The organism is Streptomyces sp. NBC_00057 (genome assembly GCF_045041165.1).
Lineage (GTDB): Bacteria > Actinomycetota > Actinomycetes > Streptomycetales > Streptomycetaceae > Streptomyces.
The window spans coordinates 7,078,401-7,096,578 of the sequence record NZ_CP108256.1 but is presented as its reverse complement, the minus strand read 5'-3'; the positions used below and the strand labels follow the sequence as shown (position 1 = coordinate 7,096,578).

At 71.4% G+C, this 18,178-nt stretch carries 17 protein-coding genes; 3 read left to right on the top strand and 14 right to left on the bottom strand.

Features of this window, described 5'->3' with window-relative positions; translation table 11 throughout:
* Positions 1-204 precede the first annotated feature (204 nt).
* Genes OG953_RS33360 through OG953_RS33350 form a run of 3 tightly spaced genes read right to left on the bottom strand, consistent with a single transcriptional unit; the run spans position 205 to position 3,356 of the window.
* Positions 205-1,164: a helix-turn-helix transcriptional regulator gene (locus OG953_RS33360; RefSeq protein WP_405688952.1), complete on the bottom strand. Its 960-nt coding sequence runs from the start codon at positions 1,162-1,164 to the stop codon at positions 205-207.
* A 57-nt stretch (positions 1,165-1,221) separates the two neighbouring features.
* Positions 1,222-2,076 (bottom strand): transferase, encoded by an 855-nt coding sequence (locus tag OG953_RS33355; RefSeq protein WP_405688951.1) that lies wholly within the window; start codon positions 2,074-2,076, stop codon positions 1,222-1,224.
* The gene (locus OG953_RS33350) at positions 2,073-3,356 is read right to left on the bottom strand and encodes a glycosyltransferase family 4 protein (RefSeq protein ID WP_405688950.1); all 1,284 of its coding nucleotides are present in this window, start codon (positions 3,354-3,356) and stop codon (positions 2,073-2,075) included. The genes OG953_RS33355 and OG953_RS33350 overlap by 4 nt, the downstream gene beginning before the upstream one ends.
* 357 nt (positions 3,357-3,713) lie before the next feature.
* On the opposite strand from OG953_RS33350, the gene OG953_RS33345 reads away from it, so the two are divergent.
* Positions 3,714-4,505, top strand: a complete 792-nt coding sequence (locus OG953_RS33345; RefSeq protein ID WP_405688949.1) for a hypothetical protein — start codon at positions 3,714-3,716, stop codon at positions 4,503-4,505.
* Positions 4,506-4,642: 137 nt separating this feature from the next.
* Positions 4,643-5,008: a hypothetical protein gene (locus tag OG953_RS33340; RefSeq protein WP_405688948.1), complete on the top strand. Its 366-nt coding sequence runs from the start codon at positions 4,643-4,645 to the stop codon at positions 5,006-5,008.
* Between the two features lie 69 nt (positions 5,009-5,077).
* On the opposite strand, the gene der is transcribed toward OG953_RS33340, so the two are convergent.
* From der to OG953_RS33305, 7 genes are all read right to left on the bottom strand, one after another.
* Positions 5,078-6,547 (bottom strand): ribosome biogenesis GTPase Der, encoded by a 1,470-nt coding sequence (gene der, locus OG953_RS33335; protein WP_383974253.1) that lies wholly within the window; start codon positions 6,545-6,547, stop codon positions 5,078-5,080.
* A gap of 67 nt (positions 6,548-6,614) precedes the next feature.
* Positions 6,615-7,271: a lysophospholipid acyltransferase family protein gene (locus OG953_RS33330; RefSeq protein ID WP_405688947.1), complete on the bottom strand. Its 657-nt coding sequence runs from the start codon at positions 7,269-7,271 to the stop codon at positions 6,615-6,617.
* Positions 7,268-7,984 carry a (d)CMP kinase gene (cmk, locus tag OG953_RS33325; protein ID WP_405688946.1) on the bottom strand — a complete coding sequence of 239 codons (717 nt, stop codon included), beginning with the start codon at positions 7,982-7,984 and terminating at the stop codon, positions 7,268-7,270. The genes OG953_RS33330 and cmk overlap by 4 nt, the downstream gene beginning before the upstream one ends.
* Before the next feature lie 124 nt (positions 7,985-8,108).
* Positions 8,109-9,194: a prephenate dehydrogenase gene (locus OG953_RS33320; protein ID WP_405688944.1), complete on the bottom strand. Its 1,086-nt coding sequence runs from the start codon at positions 9,192-9,194 to the stop codon at positions 8,109-8,111.
* Positions 9,191-9,553 (bottom strand): chorismate mutase, encoded by a 363-nt coding sequence (aroH, locus tag OG953_RS33315; protein ID WP_093893778.1) that lies wholly within the window; start codon positions 9,551-9,553, stop codon positions 9,191-9,193. Before aroH ends, OG953_RS33320 begins: the two co-directional genes overlap by 4 nt.
* Before the next feature lie 252 nt (positions 9,554-9,805).
* Positions 9,806-10,237 (bottom strand): YidB family protein, encoded by a 432-nt coding sequence (locus OG953_RS33310; RefSeq protein WP_405688943.1) that lies wholly within the window; start codon positions 10,235-10,237, stop codon positions 9,806-9,808.
* A gap of 85 nt (positions 10,238-10,322) precedes the next feature.
* A complete protein-coding gene (locus OG953_RS33305) occupies positions 10,323-13,643 on the bottom strand; it encodes a hypothetical protein (protein WP_405688942.1) in 3,321 nt (1,106 codons plus the stop codon).
* A 112-nt stretch (positions 13,644-13,755) separates the two neighbouring features.
* Here OG953_RS33305 and OG953_RS33300 point away from each other — a divergent pair, with 112 nt between their 5' ends.
* A complete protein-coding gene (locus OG953_RS33300) occupies positions 13,756-14,460 on the top strand; it encodes a DNA polymerase beta superfamily protein (RefSeq protein WP_405688941.1) in 705 nt (234 codons plus the stop codon).
* A gap of 57 nt (positions 14,461-14,517) precedes the next feature.
* Here the strand turns inward: OG953_RS33300 and OG953_RS33295 are convergent, their stop codons facing one another.
* The 4 genes from OG953_RS33295 to OG953_RS33280 are packed head-to-tail and all read right to left on the bottom strand — an operon-like array spanning position 14,518 to position 18,163.
* Positions 14,518-15,330, bottom strand: coding sequence for a DNA polymerase beta superfamily protein (locus OG953_RS33295; RefSeq protein WP_405688940.1), 813 nt, complete (start codon positions 15,328-15,330; stop codon positions 14,518-14,520).
* A 3-nt stretch (positions 15,331-15,333) separates the two neighbouring features.
* On the bottom strand, positions 15,334-16,356 hold the full coding sequence (locus OG953_RS33290) for an ADP-ribosylglycohydrolase family protein (protein ID WP_405688938.1): 1,023 nt from the start codon (positions 16,354-16,356) through the stop codon (positions 15,334-15,336).
* On the bottom strand, positions 16,353-17,087 hold the full coding sequence (locus tag OG953_RS33285) for an NUDIX hydrolase (protein ID WP_405688937.1): 735 nt from the start codon (positions 17,085-17,087) through the stop codon (positions 16,353-16,355). Before OG953_RS33285 ends, OG953_RS33290 begins: the two co-directional genes overlap by 4 nt.
* On the bottom strand, positions 17,084-18,163 hold the full coding sequence (locus tag OG953_RS33280; protein WP_405688936.1) for an AAA family ATPase: 1,080 nt from the start codon (positions 18,161-18,163) through the stop codon (positions 17,084-17,086). Before OG953_RS33280 ends, OG953_RS33285 begins: the two co-directional genes overlap by 4 nt.
* Between the last annotated feature and the right edge of the window lie 15 nt (positions 18,164-18,178).

Sequence of the window (18,178 nt, the reverse complement as noted above, 5' to 3'; positions counted from 1 at the left end):
GCGGAATATTCTGTATCGAACAGCTGGAATTTCCGGGTTGAATAGCCTGAGTAAATGAGCATGCCACCGGGAATTCACGCTTCCTTATGGCAGCCTTATCTTTTGGTCACAAAATCCTTACCGCGGGCCGGGGACAGCCGCCCACTGCCACCCGTATAGCGGACAACCCGAATCGTCCCTGTATGGGGACGCCGGTGGAAGCGCTCAGTCCAGGGCCCGGGACAGCCGGTCCCTGGCCGCCCTGATCGCGTCATTGAGCTCCGGCGGTTCGACGACCTCGAAGTCGATCCCCAGCAGCATGACGTGGATGACCAGCACATCGAGACTCGCCGCCCCGGCGCGCAGCAGGCAGCTGTCGGCGCCTTCCGCCTCCAGCACCCCTGAGGACGGCGAGATCCGGTCGGCCGCGCGCTCGATCCCCACCTTCAGCCGGATCAACGCGTGCGTCGCGTACACGGTGGTCGAGATTCCCTTCGAGACATAGGCGGCCAGATCCTCGGCCGGTGCGTCGCGGGGGACGAATCTCGGGCCGTGGGGCGGCGTGGGCGTGATCCGGTCCGCGCGGAACGTGCGCCAGTCCGCGCGGTCCAGGTCCCAGGCGACGAGATACCAGCGGCGCTCGGTGCACACCAGCCGGTGCGGTTCGACGGTCCGGCGCGATACGGAGCCGGAGTGGTCCCGGTACTCGAAGCGCAGCCGCTCGCTGTCCCGGCAGGCTCCGGCCAGTTCGGTGAGAACACCCGGATCGGCGGTGGACGCGCCGGGTCCGCGGAGCAGCGGCACGGTGAAGGTGTTCAGCGCGTTCACCCGGCGCCGGAGCCGGTTCGGCAGCACTTGTTCGAGCTTGGCCAGGGCGCGTACAGAGGTCTCGCCGATGCCCTCGACGCCATTGCCCGCCGCAGTGCGCAGCCCGACGGCGACGGCGACGGCCTCCTCGTCGTCGAGGAGCAGCGGCGGCAGCTGGGCACCGGCGCCGAGCTGGTATCCGCCGCCGGTGCCGGGGCTGGCGTCGACCGGGTAGCCCAGTTCGCGCAGCTTGTCGACATCACGGCGGACGGTCCGCGGGGTGACCCCGAGCCGTTCGGCGAGATCGGCGCCCGACCAGTCCCGGTGCGCCTGGAGCAGAGAGAGCAGGCGCAGCAGTCGTGCCGAGGTCTCCAACATGGGTCGAGTCTGCCAGGGGTTGCGGACAGCCTGTGTCCGCAACCGGCTGCCGACGGTCTACCGGGCCTGCGCCGGATCCGGTACGAGCCGTACGCACAGATCGTTGTCGGCCGAGTAGCAGGGGATGGCGCGGGCACCCTCCCCTGCGCTGCGGCCCGGGTAGACGAAGCTGTTCTTGCGGTCCCAGACGTCGTCGAGGATGCGGGAGATCCGTACGCCGCCGGCCGGCTCCCCGGCGCCCGTCCCGGGGAGCAGCCAGAGCGTCCACAGCTGCTGCTCGGTGACCGGCCCGGTGCCCAGCCGGTCGAGCGGAAGCGTGAAGGAGAACGTGCCTTCCTTCCCGGCCACCGACACCCGGCAGACCCTGTCGGGGGCGCCGGCCAGTCGCGCCTCGACGCGGGCGTCGTCGCCGAGGCGGGTCCCGTACAGCGTGCCCTCGACGGTCATCCCGCCCCCGTCGAAGATGATCGGCCCGGCCTCGGCGTGCGGTGAGCGGACCCAGCAGCGTACGGCGAGCCGGCCGTCGACGGTCGGGTAGGGGATACGGACCGCGATCCGCCCGGTCTCCGGTGTGCGGTCCATGAGGAGCCGCACATCCCTGATTCCGGGCTCGACGGCCACCGCCCCGTCGTCGTCCGCGCCCGGCTCACGCACATAGACGTCCCAGCGGCCTTCGGCGGGCGTCACGGTGCTTGGCAGCACCGCTCGCAGCCGTCCCCCGCCGAGTGGGCTCAGGGGTAGCCGTACGGTGTCGCCGTCGCCGCCCGTGCCTTTGGCCCCGCGCAGCCGCAGAAGCAGTTCGGGCGTCTCCGCCGCCTCGCGGCGACGGAGGTCGAGGTCGAAGGTGATCCCGCCGTCGGGGCCTGCGGTGCAGTCGGCTCGTGGCGTCTGTCGCTCTGCGGAGACGGTCATGCGGGCTTCCCCCTGCGGATGACATCGGCGGCCTTGTAGCGCAGGGCGTACGCCCCGTCCAGCACGGTGCCGCGGGCTCGGTGCAGTGTGGTGCGCAGAGCGCCGTGCGAGCGGTCGCGCGGGGCTCGGGAGGCGAGTTCGGTGAAGAGCCGCTCATGGCGTTCGGCGATCCGTGACGGGTCGAACCGCTGCGACGCGGCCAGCGCGGCGCGTCCCGAGCGGTGCCGCGCTTCGTCGTCGCCGATCAGACCGAGCAGGGCGTCCGCCACCGCAGCCGTGTCACCGACCGGCACCAGCCGTCCGTCGGTGCCGTCCTCGATGATCTCGCGGGGGCCGTGCGGGCAGTCGGTGGCCACGACCGGCAGGCCGCAGCGCATCGCCTCGACGATGGTCATGCCGAAGGACTCGCGGTCCGAAGTGACTGCGGCGATCGCCCCCTTGGGCCACTCGGCCTCCAGCGGGTTGACCGGACCCATCAGGAACACATGGTTGTGCAGGCCGAGTTCACCGATGAGCGCGAGCAGCGCCTGGCGTTCGTTCCCGGTCGCGTCGCCGCCGCCGTAGATGCGCAGCCGCCAGTCCGGACGGACGGCGACCACGTCGGCGAACGCCCTGACAAGCAGGTCGTACCGCTTGACCTTGTGCAACCGGCCTGCGGCGATCACCCACTTGCTGTCGCCGTCGGCGGGCGCGATCCCCGGCTCGGGCACGCTGTTGGCAATGGCCTCGATCCGTACGCCGGGCAGCTTGAGCCCGGTCCGGTAGGCGCGGGCGTCGGCCTCGGTGACGGTGGTGACCGCGTCGAGCAGCGCGTAGCGATGCCCGATCTCGCGCCGCAGCCGGTAGCTGTGGCTGTCGAGGGTGAGGTGCTCCTGCCCGATCCGGACCGGACCGCGCCGGGCCTGCCTGCTGATCTGCACGTTGAGCCCCGGCCGGGTTCCGACCACGACATCCGCGTCCAGGGAACGCAGATGATCCGCCACCCGCGCGTCGGTCAGCCTGCTGTACTGGCGGTACCTGCTGTCGCCACGCGGGAACACGGTTGCGGGACGGGCGTGTTCGGCCGCGTCGCCGTCGTATGACGGGCTCTTCTTCCGCAGGTCGACGAGATGGCTCATGCGCACGCCTTCGGGGGCGCCCAGTGCGGGGATGTCGCGGTGCCGGAAGACCGAAACGATCTCGATGTCATGGTGTCCGGCCAGCGCCCCGGCGAGATTGAACGTCGTACGGATCGTCCCTCCGACCCCGTAGGCGTTGTGGAGCAGGAAAGAAATGTGCATGAAACGCCATATCTCCTGGTTCGACTGGTCGGTGGGGGACGGCACTGGCCAAGACGGCGTAGACGGGCCGGGGGTTCACCCTGAGCATCGGCCAGTTTCAGCCATTCTCATGCTCACCCGTTTTCCTGATTTGTCGATGTATCGGTGAACCGGTCCATGACCGAGTCGACCACATCGCCGTACGACCAATCAGGATAAACAGGTCGTAATCGGCCTCTCGAATCCTGAGATTCACCCTCGGCGTCGGACGGTTCGATTACGTTCCCTTTCTCGCGTGACCCCGGCCGCAGATCGCCCGTTGTCTTCTGCATGAGCCGGGAACCGCCCGGCGCACGCACCGAGTTCGAGGAGCCACCCGTGCCGCGCATGCTCGACGTCAGCGAGGACGTACGCGCCGAGATCGGCGACGCCGAAGCCGACCGGCTGCTCGTCGGCGACAACGCCCCAGGCAGTTACGACTGCACCTCCTGCCGCACCCCCGGCGACTCCGAACAGGAACGCACCAGCACGGTGCTCTTCGTCGGTGACGAAACCGCTGTCCTCGCCTTCGCGCACGCGACCTGCATCCCCTCGCAGGTCGTCCAGGTCGCCGAGGAGCAGCTGCAGGGTGCCGTACGCAGCATCACCGGCAGCGACACGGAGCACCCTGAGTACCCGGAGGGCCTCAGCCCCGAACAGGCCGTCCTCGGGATCACCAGCGGCCTCGTCCTGATCGACGACGAGCTCCACCCGGCCCTCGTCGTCGAGCCGACCGGCGCGATCGCCCGCCCGGGCACGGACGGCAGCCGGGGCGACGAATTCCTCCAGCTGCTGCTGGAGCAGGGCTTCCACCCGGTCCACCGGATGGACCAGATGCCCGCGGTGCTGCACGGCTGGTCGATCCTGCTCGCCATGGGCCGGCTGCACGCCGTGCTCCAGCCCGGCACCGGCGGCGGCGCCCCGGTCGCCTGGTGGCAGGCGCATGCGCCGCTCCAGGTCACCGAGGGCTGGCGGACCGCGGCCAACAAGTCGCAGACCGTGCTCGTCTTCGCCGCCCCGGCGGGGGCGATCGGCCAGCAGCCCCGCGAGGACCTGCTGCGCGACGCTCTGGACAGGGCCGCCGCCGGCGGGCTCCTGGTCGCCGCGGCGATGCCGCTGGCCGGGACCTGATCATGGCCGTCGGCGCCTCGCACCCACGGCGAACAGCTATTTCTCCGCCGGGCCCGCATCCGACGGACAGTGGGGTCGTTGGCACGTACGTGCACTCATACGACTCCTCCCACCAGCGCCCGAGCCCGATCCCTTCCATGCGTCCCTCGCAGGAGCCATCGGGCGGTCAGTCCCAGACCCCGATCTACGACGCGCTGTACTCCGAGTACCGCCGGTCGTTCCGGGCGCTGCCGGGTGATCGTAGCGGCGAGGAGCATCTCGGCTTCATGGCCTTCGGCGCCGGGCTCTTCAGCAGCCGCGTCCCGCTCAGCAGCCACTCCGGTCTCTCCGGCCTCACCACGGGGCTTTCCAGCGGTCTTTCCGTACCCAGCGGGGCCACCGGACACGGCAGCGGCCCGAGCACGCACACCGGCAGCCTCGGCTCCTGGCAGCGGGTGGGCCGGCACTCCGGGCGGGCCCAGCCTGCGGCGCTGCCCCCGGGATCGGGATCGCGAGGGGCCTGACCGTACGACGGAGCCCCGGACCATTTCGTATGCGAAAGGGTCCGGGGCTCCGTCATGGGGCCTTGCGTACTACTTGTTGCGGCCGCGCTTCTCGCGGACCCGCACCGAGATGTGGATCGGGGTGCCTTCGAAGCCGAACTCCTCGCGCAGCCGGCGCTCGACGAAGCGCCGGTAGCCGTGCTCCAGGAAGCCCGAGGAGAACAGCACGAAGCGCGGCGGCTTGGTGCCCGCCTGGGTGCCGAAGAGGATGCGGGGCTGCTTGCCGCCGCGGACGGGGTGCGGGTGGGAGGCGACGATCTCACCGAGGAAGGCGTTCAGCCGGCCGGTGGGGACGCGGGTCTCCCAGCCGGCGAGGGCGGTCTCGATCGCCGGGACCAGCTTCTCCATGTGCCTGCCAGTGACGGCGGAGACGTTGACCCGCGGGGCCCACGCGATCTGCGCGAGCTCCGTCTCGATCTCGCGCTCCAGGTAGTAGCGGCGCTCCTCGTCGAGGGTGTCCCACTTGTTGTACGCGATCACCAGGGCGCGCCCGGCCTCCACGGCCATGGTGATGATGCGCTGGTCCTGGACGCTGATGGACTCGCTGGCGTCGATCAGGACGACAGCGACCTCGGCCTTCTCCACGGCGGCGGCGGTGCGCAGCGAGGCGTAGTAGTCCGCGCCCTCCTGGAGGTGGACACGGCGGCGGATACCGGCCGTGTCAATGAACTTCCAGGTGATGCCGCCGAGCTCGATCAGCTCGTCGACCGGGTCACGGGTGGTGCCCGCGAGCTCGTTGACGACGACGCGGTCCTCGTTCGCCACCTTGTTCAGCAGCGAGGACTTGCCGACGTTGGGGCGGCCGATGAGGGCGATCCGGCGCGGTCCGCCGATCGCGGTGCCGAAGCGCTGGGCCGGGGCCTCGGGAAGTGCTTCGAGTACGGCGTCGAGCAGGTCGCCGGTGCCGCGGCCGTGCAGCGAGGAGACCGGGTGCGGCTCGCCGAGGCCCAGCGACCAGAGCGCGGTGGCGTCCGCCTCGCCGCTCTGTCCGTCGACCTTGTTGGCACACAGCACGACGGGCTTGCCGGCCCGGCGCAGCAGCTTGACGACGGCTTCGTCGGTGTCGGTCGCGCCGACGGTCGAGTCGACCACGAAGACGACCGCGTCGGCGGCCTCGATCGCGTACTCCGCCTGGGCGGCAACGGAGGCGTCGATGCCCAGCACGTCCTGCTCCCAGCCGCCGGTGTCGACGACCTTGAAGCGGCGGCCCGCCCACTCGGCCTCGTAGGTGACGCGGTCGCGGGTGACGCCGGGCTTGTCCTCGACGACCGCCTCACGGCGGCCGATGATCCGGTTCACCAGCGTCGACTTGCCGACATTGGGGCGGCCGACAACGGCGAGCACGGGAAGCGGTCCGTGACCGGCCTCACCGATCGCGCCCTCGACCTCTTCGGCGTCGAAGCCCTCCTCCGCGGCGAGCTCCATGAACTCCGCGTACTCGGCGTCGCCAAGCGCTCCGTGCTCGTGGTCCGAGCCGTCGGAGTGAATCTGGTCGTTCATGAAGTCCGTTCCTCTTTGCATCATCATCGATGGGCCACGACCACGCGGCCCACTACTCAAGTCTTACCTAGCGCCCGGTGAAACGCCTGGCCTCGTCCAGGTGGGCGGTCAGCCGCCCCTGGATCCGCACCGTCGCCTCGTCCAGTGCCTTGCGCGTCCGCCGTCCGCTCCCGTCGCCCGCGTCAAAAGCATCGCCGAAGACGACATCGACCCGGCTGCGCAACGGCGGCAGTGCCGATATCAACCGTCCGCGGCGCTCGGTGCTTCCCAGTACGGCCACGGGCACGATCGGCGCCCCGCTGCGTACCGCGAAGTATGCGAGTCCGGCACGCAGGGAGGCGAAGTCGCCCTCGCCCCTGGTGCCCTCGGGGAAGATCCCGAGCACCCCGCCGTTCTCCAGCACGCCGAGGGCGTGGGCGATGGCGGTGCGGTCGGCGGTCGTGCGGTCCACCTTCAGCTGACCGATTCCGCGCAGGAACGGGTCGAGGGGGCCGACGAACGCCTCTTTCTTGATCAGGAAGTGGACGGGCCGGGGCGCGGTGCCCATCAGCATCGGACCGTCGATGTTGTGGGAGTGGTTCACCGCGAGTATGACGGGTCCGGAGGCGGGAACCCGCCACGCACCGAGGACGCGGGGCTTCCACAGCCCGTACATCAGCCCGATGCCGATCCCGCGCCCGACCGCTGCGCCGCGCAGCGTGGGCGAGCCCGTGGCTTGGGTCACTTCGCGGCCCGCTTCTCCTCGACGAGGGTGATGACGCACTCGATGACCTGCGGGAGGGTCAGCTCGGTGGTGTCCACCTCGACGGCGTCGTCCGCCTTGGCCAGCGGGGAGGTCTTGCGGCCGGAGTCGGCCTCGTCCCGCTTGATCAGCGCCTCCTTGGTGGCGGCGAGATCGGAGCCCTTGACCTCTCCGCTGCGGCGGGCGGCGCGCGCCTCCGGCGATGCGGTGAGGAAGATCTTCAGGTCGGCGTCGGGCAGCACCGTGGTGCCGATGTCGCGGCCCTCGACCACTATGCCGCCCTCGGCGGCGGCGGCGATGGAACGCTGCAGTTCGGTGATCCGCGCACGCACCTCGGGGACCGCGCTGACCGCGCTGACCCGGGAGGTGACCTCCTGCGTACGGATCGGCCCCGAGGCGTCCTCGCCGTCGACGGTGATCGTCGGGGCGGCCGGGTCCGTGCCGGAGACGATGACCGGCTTGGCGGCGGCGGTCGCCACCTCCATCGCGTCCTGCACATCGATGCCGTTGTTCAGCATCCACCAGGTGATCGCCCGGTACTGGGCGCCGGTGTCCAGGTAGCTCAGGCCGAGCTGGGCGGCGACGGCCTTGGACGTGCTCGACTTGCCGGTGCCGGAGGGCCCGTCGATGGCGACGATCACTGCGGCCGGGGCCGTCCGGGCGGCGGCGCTTGCGGTTTCCACGGTGGTGGACACCTTCCTGGTACACGGGGTGAGCGGGACGGGGGCGCGCGAACCCGCCCCGCACAAGGTTACCGAGTATCGGAGTGGTCCTCTGCACCCCTGTGGACAACCGCCTCTCGGGCCCGCCGCCCCGGGCCTACTGGCGCAGCGACCAGCCCCGGTCGCGCAGTGCCGCGCTCAGTTCAGGGGCCGAGCTCGGCTCGACCATCAGCTGGACCAGGCCCGCCTGCTGCCCGGTGGCGTGCTCGATGCGGACGTCCTCGACGTTGACCCCGGCCCGGCCGGCATCGGCAAAGATCCCGGCCAGTTCGCCCGGGCGGTCACTGATGAGCACGGACACGGTCTCGTAGGAGGCGGGGGCAGTCCCGTGCTTGCCGGGCACCCGGACCCGGCCCGCGTTGCCGCGGCGCAGTACGTCCTCGATGCCTTCGGTGCCTTCGCGGCGCTTGTCGTCGTCACCGGACTGCAGACCGCGCAGCGCCCGTACCGTCTCGTCCAGATCGGCGGCGACCCCGGCCAGCACGTCGGCGACCGGGCCGGGGTTGGCGGAGAGGATCTCCACCCACATCCGGGGGTCGGAGGCGGCGATCCGGGTGACGTCCCTGATGCCCTGACCGCAGAGGCGTACGGCGGTCTCGTCGGCCTCCTCCAGGCGGGCGGCGACCATCGACGAGATCAGCTGCGGGGTGTGGGAGACCAGGGCGACGGCCCGATCGTGCGCGTCGGCGTCCATGACGACCGGTACGGCGCGGCAGAGCGCGACCAGCTCCAGGGCGAGGTTGAGGACCTCGGTGTCGGTGTCACGGGTCGGGGTGAGGACCCAGGGGCGGCCCTCGAAGAGGTCCGCAGTGGCGGCGAGCGGGCCCGATCGCTCCTTGCCGGCCATGGGGTGCGTACCGATGTACGGCGTGAGGTCGACGCCGCGGGCCTCCAGCTCGCGGCGCGGGCCGCCCTTGACGCTGGCGACGTCGAGGTAGCCGCGGGCCACGCCGTCCCGCATGGCGGTGGCCAGCACCGAGGCCACATGGGCGGGCGGCACGGCGACGATCGCCAGGTCGACGCGGCCCTCGGGCGCCTCGTCCGTACCGGCGCCGAGCGCGGCCGCGGTGCGGACCGATTCGGGGTCGTGGTCGACGAGGTGGACATGGATGCCGCGCCCGGCCAGGGCGAGGGCTGCGGAAGTGCCGACGAGGCCCGTTCCGATGACGAGGGCGGTTCTCACTGGGCGATGTCCTTGCGGAGGGCGGCGGTGGCGCCGAGGTACACGTGCGCGATCTCGGACTTGGGAAGGTACGTCTCGACGTGCGCGAGGATGCGCACCACGCGGGGCATGGCCCCCACGATGTCCAGTTCCTGGGCGCAGATCAGCGGTACGTCGACGATACCGATCCCGCGTGCCGCGGCGGCCGGGAAGTCGCTGTGCAGATCGGGGGTGGCCGTGAACCAGATGCTGATCAGATCGTCCGCGACGAGGTTGTTGCGCTCCAGGACGGCGGTGAGCAGGGCGCTGACCCGCTCGTCCATGTGTCCGGCCTCGTCCTGATCCAGCTGGACGGCTCCACGGACCGCTCGTACCGCCACGTCGTGCTCCTCGCTCTTTCGTACGTGTCGCGCCTGCTGTCCGCCTGCGTGATCTTTCTGCGCGATCAGCCTAGAGGGGCGGCGCGGCGGGCGGCCGGGGTGCTCTCCCAGTGAGACGGGGCGGTGGCGTGCACGTGCCGGAGCGCGTCGGCCGGAGGGCTCCGCCTGGTGGCGAAGGCCTCCGGCCGCACGGAGTGTTCCGGAGGAACACTTCTTTCTGCACGGTGAACGGCCCTTGCGGCCGCCCCGGTCTCAGAGCTGCTGTTCCCGGACCAGGTCCTCGATCGAGCGGCCCTCCGGGACCTCTCCCGACGGGGTCAGTCTGTCGACCGCCGTCGGCAGCGACCGGGCGATCTCGTCGGCCGCCTGTTCCGTGGAGACCCCGGTCTCCTGGGCGACCTTCTGCAGGGTCCCGTCCGGCAGCGCCTCGGCGATCTGGGCGCCGCTGACCGCCTGGTTCTCACCGGTGCCGACCCAGGACTGTGCCTGGTCGACGAGGCCGGACTCGGTGAGCATCCCGATCAGACCTTCGAGCGCGTTGCCACCGCCGCCCGTACCGCTTTGGCCGTTGCCCAGCGCGCCCAGCAGCGCGCCGAGGATGTTCCCGGCGCCGCCGGAGGCGCCGCCCTGGCCGCCGCCGCCCAGCAAACTGCCCAGCAGGCTGCCGAGGTCGTTTCCCGCCATGGTTCTACCTTTCCGGAGGAGATGATTTATCGACAATGTCGATCAGAACCCGGGCTTCTGCCACTTGAGCGGGGCGCGTCCGCCGTCACACAGCGGTCGCCGGACCGGTCCGGCGGACATCGGCCAGAAGCGCTGCCTCCGCGACATCCGGATGCTCGCTGTCCCGCAGCGCGGCCAGCTGTTCCGGCCAGGGATCCGCCCACCGGGTGTTATCGCCCGCCCGGACCACCAGCTCCACCACGGCCAGCCCCGCAACGGCCGACCCCCGCGCCCGCAGCGCGGCCACCACCGTGCCGATCGCCGCGATCGGCAGCACCGGCCGCGGCCCCCGCCACTCGTACCGGATGGCGTCGAGCGGGCCCGGCCGCTCCCCCGCGAGGGCCACCCACCGGTCCCACCGCTCGACCATCCACTCGTCCGGATCCGTCAGTGACAACAGGGCCGCCGACAGCGCCACCCCGGACGCCACCTGGACGAGCCCCGCCGCCCGGAGAGCCTCGGTAACGGCATCCAGGGCGGCGACCGGGCGCGGCCCGTACCCCCGCTTCAGCGAGTCGAGGACCAGCAGCGCGTCCCGCCGCTCCCCCTCGTCCACGGAACGGACCTGGCTCACCACCGCATCGAGCGCGCCCTTCAGCCCTGACCGTCCCTCCTCGGTGGTCGCCCACTCGCACAGCAGGCGCGCCGCCTCGTCGCGGACCCCGCGCGGACGGCCGCTGTCGGTCACCGCGGCGGCGACGACTTCTCCGACAGGGGCGGTGACCTCCGTGCCGAGGAGCGCGTGGACGGCGGCCGTCGCGGACGCCTTCTCCCCCGTCGCCACCGTGTACGCGAGGAACCGGCGCAGGGCGTCGGCGGCCGACGGCCGGTCGGGCCGCGCCGCCATCACCCGTTCACGTACCGCAGCATGGTGCAGCTGCGCCGTGAACCGCTCCGCGATACCGGCGACGTCCATGCGGGTCACGAGCACCCCGACCATCGTGGCGTGGACGTCACGATGCTGACGGGGTGCGTCCCATCCGGCCAGCACGGCCGCGAAGGCCGTCGGCGAGGACAGCGCGGACAGCCCGCGCACGGCCGCCTTCCGGCTGCCGACGGACCCGGTGACATCCATGACGACCCGGCTGAACCGCGCAATTGCCTCGTCGTCCGGCACCGTGTCGAGCATGGCCCGCACACCGGTCATCGCTGCCCTCCCCCGTACCCCGCCGGTCCCGGCGTGTCCGAGCAGGAAGTCCAGGGTCTCGGGATGGGCCGGTACTCCGCCGCTGTCGGCGGCGCGCTCCCCCAGCGCGGTGAGGGCAGCCGCGGCAACGGGCTGCGGTGCCGTCCCGGCCAGCAGGCGCAGACTGCCCGTTTCCCCCAACAGGGCGGTGGCGTCGGTCCGTTCCAGCAGCGGCACCTCGTCGGCGGCGGCGATAAGCGACAGCTGCGCATCGAGTGCGGCGCGCTGGCGCGGCAGCCAGCGCCCGAGGACGCTCCGCCGCATCCGCGGCGCCCAGTGCGGCGGCAGCCCGGAGCCCAGGACCGTGTCGAGCAGATCGGTACGGCGACGGGCGATCGTGCGCCAGACGACCGGCACGACGACCGACAGGGGAATGGCGGCCAGGAGTTCGGCGCAGCGTTGCTCCCGGGTGGCCGGATCGGCCAGCCACAGTTCGGCCGCCCGCCGGGCCTGTCCTCCGCCCGACAGGCCCAGTGCCGCCGCCCGGCCGATCGCCTCGTCCAGGGCGGGAATGTGCGGGAGATGACGTACGAACAGGGCGCCGAACGGCACGAGCCGTCCCGCGGACCACGGGCTGCCGAGCTCCCACACTCCGACGGCCGCTTCCCTGCCCAGCGGCAACGGCCGGACGGTTCCGGAGCCGCGCGGGTCGGCGAGGACCTGGATCAACAGCCCGATGACCGCGGCGGCCCGTTCCAGGTCACCGTGGCGGGCGGCGCTCACCGCCGTGCGCCGCAGCCAGTGCTCGGCGGCCACGAGCGATGCCCGGGTCGAGTCGCGGGACTGCACCGTGGTCATCGCGGCGTCCCGCAGAGCCGTGTACGGTGCCGCGTCCAGCAAGGAATCCGGGACGGTGCCGGCCGCGGCCAGGGTCGCTCGGCGTACCTCCTCCTGGTCGTGCCAGGCCCGTTCGCAGGAGGTGAGGACGCGTGCGTACTCCTCCGGATCGCCGTGCCGTGCGGCGCAGTCCAGCAACGCGGGCCAGGCTGCTGCCCGTTCGAACGGGCGGTGCGCGGCGGCGAGTTCCCGAAGGCGGGGCTCGCCCTCGGGCAGCGGGAGCAGGGCCGCGATGAGACTGTGAGGGTATGTCCGGCGCCCGGCCCGTCCGTTCAGCCAGCGTGTGGCGATCTCTGCCCTGTCGGTGGGTGCGAGGGCGGCGACGCCGCCGAGTTCGCCCCGCCAGTCGGTGAGCCCGTCGGCCGACCGTGATTCGACCACTCGCCGCCGCCGGGCCGGTGGCAGCAGGGTGAGCAGCGGCTCCGGCGCCACGCGTGGCCCGAAGGGCCGTAGCTCCCTTGGGGATTCGACGCGCAGGACACCCATGAGCAGGGCGATGTCCTCCTGTGTGCAGGCCGTGAGAGCGCTCAGCACCCGTCGCGGCAAGGGTTCCGGAGCCAGGGGCAGGCGTTCGGTGCCGGTACTTCGCAGTGAGGCCAGTACGGCGGCGGGGTCGCGCAGCAGCGTGGCCGTCGCTGTGCCGGTGACCAGATGAGGGGCCCGGTCGAGCAGCAGCATCCCGGCTGCCGGATCGCGGGCGCTGAGGCGGGTCACGAGGTACCGGCTGCGTCCGCGCAGGCCCCTGGGTTCGGACCGGCCGACGCTCCCCGCGGGCAACCGGTCGGCGAGATGGGCGGCGAGTGCGGCCGGTGCGGTACGGGCGAGGGCGTGCAGAACCCCGAGCGGCACCTGGACCAGCCTCGGCAGCCACTCTTCGGCCGCGTCGGGCGTACAGGCGGGGAGCAGCCGGGCCGTGTCCTCGTCGCCGTGCCGTTCGTGGACCTGTGCGAGCAGTCGGTCGGCGAGCGCGGTCCGGCGGGACAGCCGGAGGATCCGGTACGTGTGATGGCGTACGTACCGCAGATCACCCAACGCCAGTTCTTCCAGGGCCTGTTCGTCGACCGGAAGCCTGATCGCAGCGGCCAGGGCGCGCGGTCTGAGCAGCGGATCGTCCAGTGCCCGGGAGACGGCGTCGAGGTCGCGGCGGACAACGGCCAGGAACAGCGCCAGCCGGCGTTCATCGGGGTTCCCGGCGTCCAGGGCCGTGTGCGCGGCGCGGTAGGCGGTGTCGCCCAGGGAGCGGGTGTGTTCGGCGATGGCCCGCATACGGGCCGGGTACGGCAGGTGTTCGAACCTGGTGTACAGAGCGGTTACTTCTTCTCTGGGGTACGGAGGTGTCGTCATCGCACTCACCGGAGGGTGGCGCGGCAAGCCTTTCCGATCACCGTCATGGTGGTGATCGTGACACCGAGGATCTTCCGGTGCAACACGTTTTCGCCCACGTACCCTCGCCGGCATGATCACCCCTGACCTCGAGGCTCTCGTACGCGACCACACGGTCTACTCCTGTGTGATGGGCTCACGCGCCTTCGGGCTCGCCACGGACGGCAGCGACACCGACCGGCGCGGCGTCTTCCTCGCGCCGACCCCGCTGTTCTGGCGGTTCGACAAGCCACCGACGCATGTCGAAGGCCCGGCACAGGAGCAGTTCTCCTGGGAGCTGGAACGCTTCTGCGAGCTGGCCCTGCGCGCCAACCCCAATGTGCTGGAATGCCTGCACTCGCCGCTGGTGGAACACGTCGACGCCTTGGGCCGTGAACTCCTTTCCCTGCGTGGGGCGTTCCTGTCCCGAATGGCCCATCAGACCTTCGTCCGGTACGCGTTGGGCCAGCGCAGAAAGCTGGAGGCGGACGTACGGCAGTACGGGGCACCGCGCTGGAAGCACGCCATGCATCTGCTGCGGCTGCTGACCAGCGGCCGGGATCTGCTGCGCACGGGCGAGCTCGTGATCGAGGTGGGGCCGGCCCGGGAGGAGCTGCTGGCGGTCAAGCGCGGCGAGGTGCCATGGCCGGAGGTCGAACGCCGCATGACCCGCCTGGCCGAGGAGAACGACGAGGCGGCCGAGTACTCCCCGCTCCCCCCACAACCGGACCGGGCTCGCGTGGAGGAGTTCCTGATCCGCACCCGCCGGGCGTCCGCGCTCTCGCCCGACCAGGGGTGAACGCCCCGCCCTGGAGGGCGCCCCCGTGAATCCCGCACCCCTCGGACGAGCGGAAAATCAAGCCCGTCCGGCGGTTGAGGACAAAGACGCCCACCCCTTCAACCGCGCACGCACCACGAGATCGTGCAGCCCGTCGAACCCACCGGCCACCTCGGGAAGCCCCGATTCAGCCTGTGCCTCGTCAAGCACCCCGTGCAGCATCTCGACGTCCCGGGACACCACCGCACCGTCCACGCCGCCCGCTCCCCCATGCTCGGCCTCGGCCTTCGCGTCGATCAGCTCGGGCAGATACGCCGGAGCCGCCACCTCCCCGAGGAGCGTCGGCAGATGCGCCCGCACCTCACCGCTGCGCATCAGATGGATACCGGTGAGCAGCGCCCGGAACGTGTACAGCAGCGGCTTCAGTTCGCCCGTCTTCTCGAAGAGCCGCCACTGAGTGTTGGCAAATCCCCGGTAGTGGTGCGCGTGATTGCGGGTGAGCACATCGGGCGTCAGATCCACCAGTTCCGCGTGCGACTCACTTGTGTGCACTACGAGCGGAGACAGCAACTGCTCCAGCACGTAGCCGTTCGGTTTCAGCATCAACCGGACGAACTTGCGCAGATCGTGGGTGACGAGGTCCCACTCGACCCCGTCCCGGTCCCACATCCGCGAGCGGGTCTCCTCGGGCCGGCGCAGCCCGAGGAGATCGTCCGCGGGCAGGAGATGGACCCCCCGAAGGTCCACATCCGAATCCCTGGACGGGAACCCGTACAAATGCGCCCCGGAGACCGTGGCGAACAGCAGCGGGTGGCGTTCCTCGGCGAGCACCGGGCCGAAGTCCGTGACCGGCAGCCCGGCCTTCTGGAGCTGCTTCGTTTCCATACGCATGGATCAAGCGTCCCAGAGTGCCCCCAGCGACAGCAGATCACTCCGGTACTCGATCCGCTCCGACCAGTCCTTGGGCCAGGCCCCCGCTCCCAGGTGCGCCCCGGCGAGCGCGCCGGTCAGGCAGCCGAGGGAGTCCGAGTCGCCCCGGGTGCAGGCGGCCCGGCGGAGGGCGGTGACGGGTTCTTCGGGGAAGAGGAGGAAACAGTGCAGGGCAGTGGCAAGGGCCTCCTCGGCGATCCAGCCGTCGCCGGTGGTCTCGCACGGGTCGGTCTCCGGGGACGGGTCGCGCAGGGCGTCCTGGACGCGGGCCAGGGCGGTGAGGCACTCGTCCCAGCCGCGCTGGATGTACAGCTCCGGCGAGGAGTCGCCCGCGTACCGCCAGAGGTCGCCGAGCCAGCGCGTGAGGTAGCGGCTGCTGTTCTCGTACGCGTAACTGCGCAGCTGCCCGATCAGGCCCATCGGCTCCGCACCCTGCGCCAGCAGGTACACCGCGCGGGCCATCAGGTCGGACGCGGCGAGGGCGGTCGGGTGGCCGTGGGTGAGGGCGGCCTGCAACTGGGCGGCGCCGGAGCGCTGTTCTTCGCTCAGCCCCGGCACGAGCCCGACCGGCGCAACCCGCATATTGGCGCCGCAGCCCTTGGAGCCGGTCTGGCTGGCCTCCTGCCAGAGCCGGTCGCTGTCGAGCAGGCGGCAGGCGGTCATGCAGGTGCGGCCGGGGGCGCGGTTGTTGTCGGGCGAGTGGTACCAGTCGACGAACTCCTCGCGCACCGGGCGGACCAGCCGCAGCGGGGTGAGCAGCCCGCGGTCCATGGCGGTACGGATGCCCCGCCCCAGGGCCAGCGTCATCTGCGTGTCGTCGGTGACGATCGCCGGCTTCGGCAGTCGCATCCGGCGCCACGGCCCGCACTTGGCGAGGATCGACGGCACGTTGTTGAACTCGGTCGGGAAGCCCAGTGCATCGCCGAGCGCGAGCCCGGTCAGTGCGCCGGTGGCGGCCTGTTTGGTGATGGTCCTGGTCACGATCACGTGGTTCTTCCTTCCGGTCTCAGGAGTGGAGGGTGCAGAGCGGTGGCGGCACCCGCCCGGTAGAGCGCGGCCGGCTTCCCCCGTCCGCCGGTGCGGCGCGGCGATCCCTCCACGACCTGGACGAAGCCGGGCGTGGTGAGGACCTTGCGCCGGAAGTTGGGCCGGTCCAGCTCGACACCCCAGACCGTCTCGTACACCTGCTGGAGTTCCCCCAGGGTGAATTCGGGCGGGCAGAAGGCGGTGGCCAGACAGCTGTATTCGAGTTTGGCGCCGATCCGGTCGTGCGCATCGGCGAGAATGCGGTCGTGGTCGAAGGCGAGGGGTCCGAGGGCTCCGGCGTCCCACCACCGGGCGCTGGCCGCGTCGCCGCCGCCGTGCGGTTCGGGCAGGTCGGGTACGAGTGCGGCGTAGGCGACGGAGACGACCCGCATCCTCGGGTCGCGGTCCGGATCGCTGTAGGTGCGCAGCTGTTCCAGGTGGAGGGCCGAGACGGTGCCCTCGGTCAGCCCGGTCTCCTCGGCGAGCTCCCGCCGGGCGGCGTCCTCGGCGGACTCGCGGGGCAGGACGAAGCCGCCGGGCAGCGCCCAGTGGCCCTTGTACGGGTCCTCGCCCCTTTCGACGAGCAGGACGTGCAGCCGGGTGCCACGGACCGTGAAGACGGCGAGGTCGACCGTGACCGCGAAGGGTTCGAAGGCGTACGGGTCGTAGCCTGCGGGGACACCGGCGCTCATCGGTGCTCCGGAAGGGGTGCGGCGAAGTTCCAGCCGGCGGCGAGCAGGGTGTCGACGGCGGCGACCGCGGTGGCCAGGCGTTCCTGGTGGGTTCCGGTGAGCTCGATGAACTCCCTTCCCGTGCGGTTCAGTTCGGCCCGGAAGCGGTCGGTCATCCAGGGCCGCAGCTCCTCGCCGTCGCGCAGTCCGTCGTCCTCGAAGGCGACGCCCTCATGGTCGGTGAGCAGCCACAGATGGTGGGCGACCCGGTCGGCGGTCTCCTCGACGAGCGGGTTGCGGCCGCCGATGTACCGCTCGTGCCAGACGGTGGTCGCGAAGGAGTCGGTGTCGCAGAAGAGCACGGGCGACCCGGTGCGCGCGGCCGCCTCCTCCTTGGCATTCTGCACCTGGGCGATCTGCGGGAAGTCGTCGGTGGTGAAGGCGACGTCCTCCCACTGGGCCCCGGGCCACCGGGTGCGCAGCGCGGCCAGCTTCTGTTCGCTGAACTCCCGCCCGTACTCGTCGACGTAACGGGTCTGTGCCCAGACTCCGCCGCGCCGCCGGTAGTGGTCGGCGAGGGCGCGAGCCATCGTGGTGGTGCCGGTGGACTCGGCGCCGAGGACGACGATCCGGCGGGTGAGCGCGGCCCGTACGGGCGGTTCGAGGAAGTCCCAGCAGCCGACCGGGTCCTTGCGGACGGCGGTGCCGGAGACCGGGAAGACCGTGCGGTCGGGGTCGACGCAGACGGACTCGGCACCGAACCGGCGGGCCAGTTCGTCCCCGTACGACTCCGAGGTGAAGACGGCGTCCACCGGCTCGGGGACGGCCCCGGTGAAGACGGCCATGTGCGCGTCCCAGATCACCGGGTCGTGGAGATCCATGCGGATGTCGTCGACGGCGCCCACGACCCGCACGTCCGGGTGCACCTCCCGCATCCAGGCCACCCGGTCGGCGAGCGGCACGGACTCGACGGAGGCGGCGCAGACCAGAACGGTCAGCCGCTCGCAGCGGTCCTGCGCGGTGCGGACGAGGTGGTGGTGGCCGGCGTGCGGCGGGTAGAACTTGCCGAGGACGAGCCCGTGCGCGAAGCGCTTCATGCCGCTGCCCCGTGG